This window comes from Rhizobium sp. N122 (genome assembly GCF_002211295.1).
Taxonomy (GTDB): Bacteria; Pseudomonadota; Alphaproteobacteria; order Rhizobiales; family Rhizobiaceae; genus Rhizobium.
Genome location: NZ_LOKU01000017.1, coordinates 1 through 12136, shown reverse-complemented (window position 1 = coordinate 12136; position 12136 = coordinate 1). Strand labels below are relative to the sequence as shown.

Below are 12136 nucleotides of genomic sequence, written 5' to 3'. Positions count from 1 at the left end.
CATGTCTGGCTTGAGCATCAGAAACGTCAAGAAATCCTTCGGCCCGGTCGATATCATCCACGGCGTCGACGTCGAGATCGCCGATGGCGAATTCACCATTCTCGTCGGCCCCTCCGGCTGCGGAAAATCGACCTTGCTGCGCATGATCGCCGGCCTCGAAGACATCACCGGCGGTGAGATCAGCATCGACGGGCGGGTGGTGAACGATCTGCAGCCGAAGGATCGTGACATCGCGATGGTGTTCCAGAACTATGCGCTCTATCCGCAGATGACGGTCTCCCAGAATATGGCCTTTGCGCTGGAGCTTGCCGGGGCCAAGCGGCCGGAGATCGAGAAGAAGGTCGGCGAGGCTGCCGCCATTCTTGGCCTGCAGCCGCTGCTCGACCGCAAGCCGGCTCAGCTCTCCGGCGGCCAGCGCCAGCGCGTGGCCATGGGCCGCGCCATCGTCCGCGATCCGAAAGTCTTCCTCTTCGACGAACCGCTTTCCAATCTGGATGCGAAACTGCGTGTGAAGATGCGGGCCGAGATCAAGGCGCTGCACCAGCGCCTGAAGACCACCATCGTCTACGTCACCCACGACCAGATCGAAGCCATGACCATGGCCGACAAGATCGTCGTGCTGCATGGCGGCCGCGTCGAGCAGATCGGCAGCCCGCTCGAGCTTTACGACAAGCCGCGCAACATCTTCGTCGCCGGGTTCCTCGGCTCGCCGGCGATGAATTTTCTCGAAGGGACCATAGCGGATGCCGGCAGCCCGGCACTGGCGTTGAACGGCGGTTCGCGCGTGGCGCTGTCGCGGGCGCCGGCCGCTTCCGCCAACCGGCCGCTGACGCTCGGCATCCGTCCCGAAGACATTGCTTTCGGCGGCGAGACCGGCGTCAATGCGGTGGTCAAGGTGGTCGAGCCGACGGGATCGGAAACCCATGTCGCCGTTGAGGTCGACGGCAGGGAACTGACCTGGGTCGTGCGCGAACGGGTCGAGCTCGCGCCGGAACAGCCGGTGAAGCTTTCCTTCGAAACGTCGAAGGTGCATTTCTTCGACCAGCAGACGCAGCAGCGTTTGAACGCCTGAAAATACTCTGCGCGCAACTCCGGGAAGACGAAGTCGGAACCGAGGGTGGCAGGCCGGCTGGTCGTCTCATCCGGACGAAACGGTAACTTGTCATCTCAAAATCTCGCCGACAGGTTGTTGGCTCACGACGAGGTAGCCAAGCATGCACATCCGAAAAGCCGTCTCCTCTGACGCGGAGGAGCTGAGCGCTCTGCTGAACGAGATCATCCGGGGCCGGTGGCACGACAGCGCTCGAGACCCCGCTTTCGGCTGCCGAGTTTGCCGACTGGTTCATCGATGGCGAGTTTCCGCTTGCCTGCCATGTGGCCGAGCACAATCAGACGCTGGTCGGTTTTCAATCGCTGAGCTTATACGGCGATCCGCCGAAAGGCGTCGCCGACATTGCGACCTTTGCCCGTATGAACCCGAAGACCGCAGGCGTCGGCAGCGCGCTTTTTCCCGCGACCCTGGCGGCAGCGGAAGCGTTCGGACTCGAATTCATCAATGCGACCATCCGCGCCGACAATGTCAGCGGCCTCGGCTATTACGCCAAGATGGGTTTTGAGACCTATGACAGGGTGGTCCAGGTCCCGCTTCAGGACGGGACGCCGGTCGACAGGATCAAGAAACGGTATAGCGTAAACGGCATGCATCGCATGACGGCGCACGCCTGATTGGTCGGGGGCGGCCTGCTCTTAAGGCCGCACGTCTCCGGTCATTGCCGTGTATCATCCCTTCACCGTGGTGAGTGGCTTGATCCTCGCAACTTTTGTTATCATGTTCGCTTCGACCATCGGCGCCATAACGCTGTCGATTGGCTTGTATGCCGCTGGCGCCTCTTCCTTGAGTCGAGCGTGGATCTCGGCCACAATATCCTGCCGGCCCCGCAAAGTCGGGCTTCGAGGGTCGACGGGACCGATGACACGTAGCCCACTGCCGATATTCGTTTTCGAGCGTGCTTCCTGCCTCGATAGCTTGCGACCCGCTCCATGAGCAGCGGACTCCAGAAAGTCGCTCGAACCGCATCCCGCAAGTAGCCATGTGCCATCGCCCATGGAGCCGGGAAGGATGACCGGTTCGCCGAGCCATTCATATGGACTGGTGGCCATGACACCGACGCCCCTAGCTGGGCACGCACCCTTTCTATGGCGTACGATATTTCCGTTTTGCCAAACAGTGTTGTGTGGGGCGTCATAGACGAGACGATGGTCGATTTCTCGTCCCAAAGCGCGCGCTACGGCCTCCACCGCCGCGAGTTCGATAAAGAAGCGGTTGGCGAAGGCGGCATTCACCGCATTCGCATGGCCATCCAAGTATCGTCTGTAGAGGTGCGGCTGCATCTCCATAGAGAGCACCCGCCAATCCTCGCCAGATCTTGAAGCAATCCTCGCTCTCTCTTTTGTTGCCGTGCCTACTCGCTGTCCAAAGTCGAGAGAGCCGGAGTGGACGACAAGGACGACTGAGCCGGATTTCAGTCCGGCGGTTCGGGCAAATGCGCCATCCGCAACGTGATCGACATAACCGAGTTCCACGAAGTGGTTCCCACCACCGATCGTGCCGAGGATAGCATCGCGGCGGTGGTCGTCATCGACCTGCGCATAGTCTGCGAAGTCAGGATCGATGTCTTCACATGAGAAAACCCCGTTGTCCGAATGCCGCTCGAGATCGACCCATGCCCGCGAAAGGTCAAGTTTGGACAGCAGGCCAGTACTCGTCCGTTGTAGGTTATCAAGGAGCCCAGGTAGACCCTCGCGCAGAATTGCGTGCCGGTCCGATCCCGTTAGGGCGATATCACGCCCACCTTGAAAGAAGAGATGACGAAGATGATGGTCGAGAAGTGGTGTCGATAATTGATCGGCCGTAACGTCTTCGAGAACAACCATGCGCATCCCGCATCCGATGTCAGAGCCGATCATGTGCGGGAGAACCGCACCTTCAAGGTCCGCAACGACGCCGACGGGGACGGGTTTGCCGGGATGAAAGTCGGGGGTCGTGACGACGGCACGAAGCGAGGCCCTCTTTTGAGCCAACGCCTCCGGCGATGGCAGAGCGCTCGCAAGGTCCGCAAGTGAATGTGAAAAACTCTGTTCCGGTTCGTCGTGTGCAACGACGGACCTGATGACATGCCCAGCAATGTTGCTGGTGCGGCAGATGAATGATGGCGCGTTCATGTTGTTCTCCGTGAGTGCCTAGGTTCAGCAGCCGCGGCAATACGGAGTGTCGGGGCGTATGGCATGGCCTGATGAAAAACTCAATCCTTTTCACGGGTGACCGACATACGAGGCCATGCCATGCGCCTGGCTCAGTGCTGCGATGAATAGAGTTTTGTAGGGTGGCTAGAGTAAGCCTCTGACGTAACAGCGTAGTTTTCTGCAAAGGAAAAAAAACGACAATTAACTTCCGTCACGAATGCCGCAGCCTTGAGAGGACTGTTGCCCGTCGATCGTGTTAGATCTTAAGCCGCGAGACGTAAAACGGAACAGATCTCAAAGACATGCCGGAGATGAGTCATGCCGACTGCGACGTTCACGGCCGACGAACTTGCGGTGGTCCGCCGGGCTTACGCCCGACAGGTGGCGGCAACCGCCGGAACGACGAACCCGCGGATCGAGGCCGCCTTTGCGGTCGTACCCCGCGAAAAATTCCTTGGCGCGCCGCCGTGGCAGATCGCCAGTCTGGGTGGCGGATATCGCCGGCTGCTCTCCGCCGATTTGGTTCTTGCCTAGCAGGATGTGCTGTTTGCGTTGCAGCCCGACAAGGGCGTCAATAATGGCAGCCCGTCGTGCCCGGTTGCTGGCGGAGCTCGACGTTCAAATCGGCGATCGCATCGCCCATATCGGTGCCGGCACCGGTTATTATAGCGCGGTTCTTTCCGAGTTGGTCGGCGCCACTGGTCATGTCTATGCCATCGAGATGGATCGTGATCTGGCCGGCCACGCTCGGTCAGCCCTTGCCGGCCGGGCGTCCCGCAGAGCCCTGGATCGAAAGTCAGCGGCCGGGAGGGCGCCTGGTAATGCCGCTCGGCGTACCGCGCCAGGGCCGGGCGCCGAATAGCGGCCGTCATACCTCCCATGGCGCCGCGCTTCGTATCGAGCGCGGCGCGCGTGGATTTGCGGCGCGTTGGGGCGGCACAGCCTATTTCGTCTGCGCCGATGGTGGGTTGACCATCGATGAGAAAGAGGCGCTGACGGCCGCGTTCAAGCGTGGCGGCATCGAGTTCGTCAACAGCCTGATCTGGAAGACCGAGCCGCGGATAGGACGTTGCTGGCATGTCGGCGACCAATGGGCGCTTTGTTACGATGAGCCCTGACATAGTCTTTTCGGCAGTGGAAAGCTGGTCGGCGGCGACGGCGCCTCGCCGAGGTAACGAAAGCCCGGCGCGGGAGAGGGCGCCGGGCTTCGATAGGGACCGACAGCCTGGGAGGAGGAATGCTGTCCGTCGAACCGAAGCGGCTCGGAGGGGGGAGTGCTTCGGTCGGCCAACAGGTAGTGCCGCCATGCCGCAAATTCAAGCGTCGTGGTTGGGCCATGGCGGATGATGCGGTGGAGGAAGGTTAAGCGGGCGTAGCTCTGATAACGGCGGGCGGATTCTGTGTGGCGTTGTCCGCGGACAACTTGCGCCGCGCCGCCGCTCTGAAATGGTTGCCTGTTGTCCGCGGACAACGCATTCGCAATTGATAGCGGATTCTCGCCGCCTGTCCTTTGCAGGGTCGATCCTCGCTCGCCTCAGCGCGGCGATGCAGAATATCAGCGCCCGTTATTAAAGGTGCGAGCCTCCAGTTCCGTCCTGTCGTGCACAGGCCGATGGCCAAACTCTCGGAGCACCGCTCCAAGCTCCTTCTCGCATTTCTTTGGCGTGGGTGCGCCCGCCTCGTCCTTCGAGGTCCCTGCGGGGCGCCTCAGGACGGGGCTTCTCAGGAGGGCGAAATCTTCAGTACCCGTTGTTAAGATGTGGGACGCCAACGCCTTATTCCGCGTCCGCGCGCCTGCTTGGTCTTGGGGGGTGGGCTGCCTCAAGATGAGGCTCTCGTGAGTATCGTCGTGGGTTCTTCAGCGCCCGTTGCCGGGGCGCCGATTGTCAGGCCCCCTATTTCGGGTGCGGCGTCCTATAACGGTCATCACCCTGAGAGGCGCGGGCCGCATGCCGGAGCCTCGCAGGTGGTGCTCTGGCCCTGCTTCTTGCATTTCGGTGGCGGCGCAGCCGCCTCACCCTTCGAGGCTCCTGGTGGGCGCCCGCTCCATCTCCGTCATTCCTTCCTCGGGCTTGATCTGAGGGATGCCGCAGGAATCCAGCCACGGCGCGTCCGCGCGGTGAATGACTTTCGTCAGGAAAGAGTTCTTTCGCGCCCAAGGACCTGAGCGCACTGGGTCCCTGTGGCATCCCCCGGGTCAAGCCCGAGCATAGGGATTGGGAGTTTGGAGAGGCTTTCGCTGATGCCCCACGACGTCGGACGCCGCATCCTTCAACGCCCCTCATGCTGAGGCGCGTAGCCCGTAAGGCGGAACCTCGAAGCATGCGCCGCAACGCTGCTCCTTGCCGTCGTCTGGCGGTAGCGCCCCCGCCTCGTCCTTCGAGGCCCCCTGCGGGGCACCTCAGGATGAGGCTTCTCGGGCGTGCTGGAGTGGCGTTCTCCGGGCGTGCCTCGGCCTGACGTTGAAAGCTGGAGCCTCGAAGGACACACGCTAACGCTGCTCGGTGCACTCATCTGAGTGCCGCGGACAACGGATGTTGCTGGCAACTGGCTGGGCATGCGATATCGCGCGCCGTGCGCAGCCGATCCCCGTTGGTTCCACGAGTCTGGGCCTTGAGGGTGAGGTGTTTGACGGGTAGTGTATGAGTCTGGAAGCCTATCCGAACCTGCTGCCGGGTTGAAGGGCGTAGGGGGTTTCTCGACGACCGTGTTCCTCAAGGTCGAAGTGTAATCGGCAGACTTCGACCAGAGCACTGGATCGTCCTATGTTGAACCCATCCATCAGGTTCTCGCCTTCGAACGTCGTCGCGTTAAAGCAAGCTCTCCGGGGCCAATATCCTCATATCAAATCATCGCACTTCGATGAGGCAATCGCCGCGTCATTCGGTTTCAACTCCTATGCCGCCATGCGTCCTGCGCTGTATCAGCTTAGCGCTTACGCCCGGCTGATCGTCGTGACCGATCATTTGCTGCTTCTGCTCGGTCTGGAGGAACTTGGTTATTCAAATATCGCTCCGGAGCCGTTGCGTCGCCTCATCTGGAATATAACCTTCCCCGATGATCGGTATGACAAGGATGTTGGGCAGATCATCCGGGCGCGCAGGAGGCCCGCGGCCGCCAATGCCGGGTAGTTCATTGGGTGAATGCGCAAGCTGGAACGGATCTGCCGTGAAGATTTAGCGAGGCGGCCGGCGTCATTGTTTGCCGAGATCCGAATGGCGTGGCATGAGCGATATCCAGGTGCATAATCACAGGCTGGGGCATCGAGGGGGCACGTTCCGGCGCGGCTCCTTGCATTCATTCGGCGTTGGCGCACCCGTCTCGTCCTTCGAGGCCCCTGCGGGGCGCCTCAGGATGAGGCTTTCGTGGACTCGGCGAGGGCGTTAGCTCGTTGCGAAGGCGCGGAATGCCGGCGCCTCCTGCCGAGGTGCAGCATTCTCCATCTGTCTTCATCCTAAGGTGTGCAGGCCGCAGGCCGGAGCCTCGAAGGACATGCTCCAACCTTGCATTTGGGCGCACTGGATCCCTGTGACATCCCTTGAGTCAAAACCGAGCACAGGGATGAGGGAGTTTGGATCAGGCTTTCGCTGATGTCCCACGTCGTCGAACGCGGCATCCTCTAACGCCCCTCATGCTGAGGCGCGTAGCCCGTAGGGCGGAGCCTCGAAGCACGCGCCGCAACGCTGCTCCTTGCCGTCGTCTGGCGTCAACACACCCGCCTCGTCCTTCGAGGCCCCTGCGGGGGTCTCGGGATGAGGCTTCTCGGAGGGCGACACGGCATCCTCCAAGGGTTCCTCATTTGAGGCGCGCAGGCTGAAGGCCGGAGCCTCGAAGGGCGCGCTCCAGTGTTGCCTCTTGCAGTGGCAACCTCTGGCGTGCGCATCGCCCTTCGAAGCCTTTGCGGGGCCATCTCAGGATGAGGCTTCTCCGGGTGGTGGTGGCGCGGCATTCGCTAACGCACCTCACCCTGAGGTGTGCAAGCCCGAGGCCGGAGCCTCTCGAAGGACGCGCTCCGGCGCTGCTTCCTACATTCATTCGGGCGCCTGCGCACCCGCCTCGTCCTTCGAGGCCCCTGCGGGGCACCTCAGGATGAGGCTCTCGTGGATGCTGGCGCGGCGGCGTCGATAGCCCAAGGGCGAAGTTTGCCGTGGACAACGCCAGCGGCTATTGCCGGTTATGTCCGGCGACGCTATTGATGAGGGGAGGCATCGTTTATCGCGTTTGATACCGGCGTTCGAGCTGATGGCGGTGGACGGAATGCGGTTCCAAGCCGCGCTTTCCAAGATGCATGGTGCCGAATTTGCTGGCCCAGGGGCCAAAAATCGCGGCGACGGCGGGTTGGTGCAGATATACCCTAACCCGGAGTGATGAAACTAAAGTGCGGCTTCATTTCCGTATCGAATAACTTATCCAGTAAAATCAGTATATTATGATCTTGGGGTTGCGTCCAGCGGAGCCCTTGTGGCTGCGGCCCCCCTCCCCCTCGTTCTCGAATCTCCGCAGGAAAGCAACGGCTTGCATCCTTTTGCGGCACCCGGCGTTATCCACGCAGCAAATCGGAGGATAGGGTAATGGCAGATGCGCTCCCGCTCAAGAGGTTGTCCATCGCCGCTGCGATGATGGCGGCGGCGATCGGGGCATTTGTGCTGATCCAGGCAAAGCAGAGCGAGGCGCTGGTGCCGTCCGCGGCGCCGGGCCGCGCGATTGACGATCATGGCCGCAGCGCCGCCACACCCGAGGCTATTCCGCTCAGCGGCCTTCGCGATGTGTTCTGGCGGGTTTACCATGAGGTCCTGAACGACCGGGTGACACTCATTGCCGCGGGGGTGACCTTCTATCTGCTGCTGGCGCTGTTCCCCGCCATGGCGGCGTTGGTCTCTCTCTACGGGCTGGTTGCCGATCCGGTCACGATTTCGGAGCATCTTCGCGAATTGGCCGGTTTGTTGCCGCCGGGTGCCTTCGACCTTCTGGCCGATCAGATCAAGGAACTCGTCAGCAAGCGCGACAGCGCGCTCGGCATCACTTTCTTCGTCGGGCTCGGCATTGCGCTGTGGAGCACGCATAGCGGCACGCTCGCGATTTTCGATGCGATGAACGTCGCCTATGAGGAGAATGAAAAGCGCGGTCTTATCCGGTTGAACCTCGTCGGCCTCTGCTTCACCTTGAGCGCGATGCTGCTGATGGTGGTGATGGTCGTGCTCGTCGGGGTTATGCCGGTTGTGCTCTCCTATCTCTGGCTCGATCAGTTCAAGGAGCACATGGCGCTTCTGCTGCGGTGGCCGCTGCTGCTGCTGGTCGTCGCGCTGGCGGTCACCTCGGTCTACCGCTTCGGCCCCAGCCGGGAGCCCGCCAGGGTGCGGTGGATGACCTGGGGCGCAGGTCTGACGACCCTCGCCTGGGCCGCCATGTCGCTGGTCTTCTCCTTCTACCTCGATCATTTCGCCAATTACAACGCGACCTACGGCACGCTCGGCGCGCTGATCGGCTTCCTTATCTGGATCTGGCTTTCCGTCGTCATTCTCGTCATCGGCGCGGAACTCAACGCCGAGCTGGAACATCAGACGGCGAGGGATACGACGACGGGCACGCCGCTGCCGATGGGTGCGCGCGGCGCCTATGTTGCAGACACTTTGGGCGAGACCGTGAGCTAACCATTAAGGAGCGGCATCGATCATTTGCTCCTCCCATGCAGTTCTGATGTAATTTGTCCCTGGGCAATCCCGACAGAGGAGACGATCATGACGGCCCCGCATCCTTCCAAAACCCATATCGGCAATCATGCACTGCATCCCGAAACGCAGATGCTGAATTACGGCTACGATCCCGAACTTTCGGAAGGGGCGGTCAAGCCGCCGGTATTCCTCACCTCCACCTTCGTCTTCAACTCCGCCGAGGACGGCCGCGACTTCTTCGACTACGTCTCGGGCCGCCGCGAGCCGCCGGCGGGCAAAGGCGCCGGTCTCGTCTATTCGCGCTTCAACCACCCCAACAGCGAGATCGTCGAGGACAGGCTCGCCGTCTATGAGCGGACGGAAAGCGGCGCGCTGTTTTCCTCCGGCATGTCGGCGATCGCCACCACGCTGCTTGCCTTCGTCAGGCCGGGCGATGCGGTGCTGCATTCGCAGCCGCTTTATGGCGGCACGGAAACATTGCTGGCCAAAACCTTCCTGAACCTCGGCGTCGCCGCCATCGGCTTTGCCGACGGCGTCAGCGAGGGTTCGGTGCAGAAGGCGGCCGAGGAGGCGATGGCCAAAGGCCGCGTCTCCGTTATCCTGATCGAAACACCCGCCAACCCGACCAACAGCCTGGTCGATGTCGCGATGATCCGGCGCGTGGCCGACGCGATCGGCGCAAAGCAGGGACATGTGCCGATCATCGTCTGCGACAACACCCTGCTCGGGCCGGTGTTCCAGCGGCCGATCGAACACGGCGCCGATATCTCGCTCTATTCGCTGACCAAATATGTCGGCGGCCATTCCGACCTGATCGCCGGCGCCGTTCTCGGCCGCAAGGCCGTCGTCAAGCAGGTCAAGGCGTTGCGCGGAGCGATAGGCACCCAGCTCGATCCGCATTCCTGCTGGATGCTCGGTCGCTCGCTGGAAACGCTGCAGCTGCGCATGGAGCGGGCAAACAGCAATGCGCGCGCCGTCGCCGATTTTCTGCGCGATCACCCGAAGGTCGAGAAGGTCCACTACCTGCCTTACCACGATCCGGATTCGCCGGCCGGCCGGACCTTCGCCGCGCAATGCACCGGCGCCGGTTCCACCTTTTCCTTCGACATTCGCGGCGGCCAGCCGGCCTCCTTCAAATTTCTGAATGCGCTGCAGGTGTTCAAGCTTGCGGTCAGTCTCGGGGGAACGGAATCGCTGGCGAGCCACCCGGCGACCATGACGCATTCCGGCGTGCCGGCCGATGTCCGCCAGCGCATCGGCGTGCTGGAATCGACCATCCGCCTGTCGATCGGCATCGAACATCCGGACGATTTGATCGCCGACCTGGAGATGGCGCTGCAATCTGCTTGACTGAGAGCAAGGAACGATGCCCGGCGGCGCCGGGCATCGAGGGCGGCTTACTTGTCGTCGGTCGTCAGCTCCGTCTCGTCCGAGTTCACCACGAAGACCGCAAGCAGTTTCGCCGGCGCGGTCTTGCTGCCGTTGGCGCTGACGCTGTGGTGATCGCCGGGGAATTCGGGAAAGCTTTCGCCGGCCTTGTAAATCTTCACCGGGCCGTCATTGACCTGGCTTTTGATCGAGCCCTCCAGAACGGTGGCATAGATGAAGGCGGATTTCGGGTGAGTGTGGCCCGGCGATGTGCCGCCGGGCTTATATTCGACGAGCACGGCCTTGATGCTCTTGCCGGGAACGTTGGGAAGCGCGTGGTCGTAGACGAGGGTTACCTTCGCCTTGTCGCCCGCTGCATGCGCGGCGGTGCCAGTGACAATGGCAACGGCGAATGCCGCTGCCGAAATCGTTTTTCCTAACATATCTGGTCTCCTTGCGTTGATGGAAACGGTTGCAGCGAGGGCCGCGAAGGGCGGCCCCGGCCGTCAGGCGCTCTTTTTCTGCGGTGGCTGCCGGCTGAGCCAATCATCGAAGCGAATGCGGCCGAGCCGCGCCTGGGCGCCAGTGACCAGCGAATTATCCTCGAGCTCGACGCCGAAGTAACGGGCGTGAGGATCGGCCACCACCTGGCGCGGATCGTTCGTTGCTTTCAGCAGGCGCGTCACGATGTCGGTGAGACGAATTTTCTCCGGTCCGCCGATCTCGATCGTGCCGTTGACGGGGGCGGCCAGCGCCACCTCGGCCATGACGTCGGCGACATCGTCCGATGCGATCGGCTGCACATAGGCCGGTGACAGATGCACGGTCTGGCCTGATGTGCCCGACTGGGCGATGCCGGCCATGAATTCATGGAACTGGGTGGAATGGACGATGGTGTAGGGAATGCCGGAAGCCTTGATCAGCTCTTCCTGGGCCATCTTGGCGCGCATATAGCCGCTGCCCTGCAGCCGCTCCATGCCGACGATCGACAGCGCGATGTGATGTTTTACGCCGGCGGCGGACGCCGCCTTGAGCAGATTGCGGCCGGAGGTCTGGAAGAATTCCAGGACCGCCTTGTCCTCGAAGGACGGCGAGTTGGCGAGGTCGAGCACCACCTCGGCGCCCGCCAGCGCTTCGGCCAGCCCCTTGCCGGTGATCGTGTCGACGCCTGAATTCGGCGACGCCGCCAGCACCTCGTGCCCCTTGCTGCGCAATCTTTCCACGGTCTTCGAGCCGATGAGCCCGGTGCCGCCGATAATGACGATCTTCATGGGTGGTCTCCTTGTCCTTTACGAGGATTTCCTCTGTTGACGTGAGCTGGCTGCCGAAATCGCCGCCTCGGCGAGGCAGGCGACTTCATCGGTATGGAATTGTCACTTGGGTACGGGCGGCCGGAACCGATGGGCAGGAGAATGCGCCGGATCGCGGCAACGAACCATTCTCCTCCAGTCGTTGTCGCCCTATGCCAAGGCAGTAGGGCGGCTCGCCGAAATGGCGGAATTTGACGGCAACAGGGATCGGCTGGACCTACCACCGGGGGCGACGGTGAGGGCTGGGGTAGTCATGGTCGCGCAAGCTGCGGGACTTTTCGCGGCGAGGTTGTCCGGTTCGCGCCAGCGACGGCCCCTCACCCTAACCCTCTCCCCGTAAAACGGGGAGAGGGGAGGTGCCCTGCGAGACGCTGGAGAGGAACGGAGAGCTTGCGGCATGGCCCTTCGCCCCGCCTGCGGGGAGAGCGACTGTCTTCTTTGTCAAGCGTTTTGCCATGGTCGTCCGTCCCTGATGATGGCGTTGAGGATGGTGAGCAGCTTGCGCATGGTGGCGACGGTTGCGACGATCTTGGGCTTGCCGGC

Annotated in this window: 7 protein-coding genes and 3 pseudogenes; 6 read left to right on the top strand and 4 right to left on the bottom strand. The window is 62.1% G+C overall.

From position 1 onward, the window contains the following. Position 1: 1 nt before the first annotated feature. Both ugpC and ATY75_RS14330 read left to right on the top strand, forming a co-directional pair. On the top strand, positions 2–1072 hold the full coding sequence (gene ugpC / locus ATY75_RS14335) for a sn-glycerol-3-phosphate ABC transporter ATP-binding protein UgpC (RefSeq protein ID WP_088938068.1): 1071 nt from the start codon (positions 2–4) through the stop codon (positions 1070–1072). A 142-nt stretch (positions 1073–1214) separates the two neighbouring features. Beyond that, positions 1215–1725, top strand: a pseudogene (locus ATY75_RS14330) (GNAT family N-acetyltransferase). A gap of 54 nt (positions 1726–1779) precedes the next feature. Here ATY75_RS14330 and ATY75_RS14325 read toward each other — a convergent pair. After that, the gene (locus tag ATY75_RS14325; RefSeq protein ID WP_088938067.1) at positions 1780–3222 is read right to left on the bottom strand and encodes an RtcB family protein; all 1443 of its coding nucleotides are present in this window, start codon (positions 3220–3222) and stop codon (positions 1780–1782) included. 339 nt (positions 3223–3561) lie between these two features. On the opposite strand from ATY75_RS14325, the pseudogene ATY75_RS14320 reads away from it, so the two are divergent. From ATY75_RS14320 to ATY75_RS14295, 4 genes and pseudogenes are all read left to right on the top strand, one after another. After that, positions 3562–4361: pseudogene (locus ATY75_RS14320) on the top strand (protein-L-isoaspartate O-methyltransferase). Between the two features lie 1647 nt (positions 4362–6008). Next, positions 6009–6374: a hypothetical protein gene (locus ATY75_RS14310; RefSeq protein ID WP_088938065.1), complete on the top strand. Its 366-nt coding sequence runs from the start codon at positions 6009–6011 to the stop codon at positions 6372–6374. Positions 6375–7814: 1440 nt separating this feature from the next. Further along, positions 7815–8894, top strand: coding sequence for a YihY/virulence factor BrkB family protein (locus tag ATY75_RS14300; RefSeq protein ID WP_088938063.1), 1080 nt, complete (start codon positions 7815–7817; stop codon positions 8892–8894). An 87-nt stretch (positions 8895–8981) separates the two neighbouring features. Further along, positions 8982–10265 carry a cystathionine gamma-synthase family protein gene (locus ATY75_RS14295; protein ID WP_064843876.1) on the top strand — a complete coding sequence of 428 codons (1284 nt, stop codon included), beginning with the start codon at positions 8982–8984 and terminating at the stop codon, positions 10263–10265. A gap of 47 nt (positions 10266–10312) precedes the next feature. Here the strand turns inward: ATY75_RS14295 and ATY75_RS14290 are convergent, their stop codons facing one another. From ATY75_RS14290 to ATY75_RS33915, 3 genes and pseudogenes are all read right to left on the bottom strand, one after another. After that, positions 10313–10726, bottom strand: a complete 414-nt coding sequence (locus ATY75_RS14290) for a cupin domain-containing protein (protein WP_088938062.1) — start codon at positions 10724–10726, stop codon at positions 10313–10315. 63 nt (positions 10727–10789) lie between these two features. Further along, on the bottom strand, positions 10790–11554 hold the full coding sequence (locus ATY75_RS14285; RefSeq protein WP_088938061.1) for an SDR family oxidoreductase: 765 nt from the start codon (positions 11552–11554) through the stop codon (positions 10790–10792). Between the two features lie 480 nt (positions 11555–12034). After that, positions 12035–12136, bottom strand: a pseudogene (locus ATY75_RS33915) (IS110 family transposase); the annotation flags it as partial.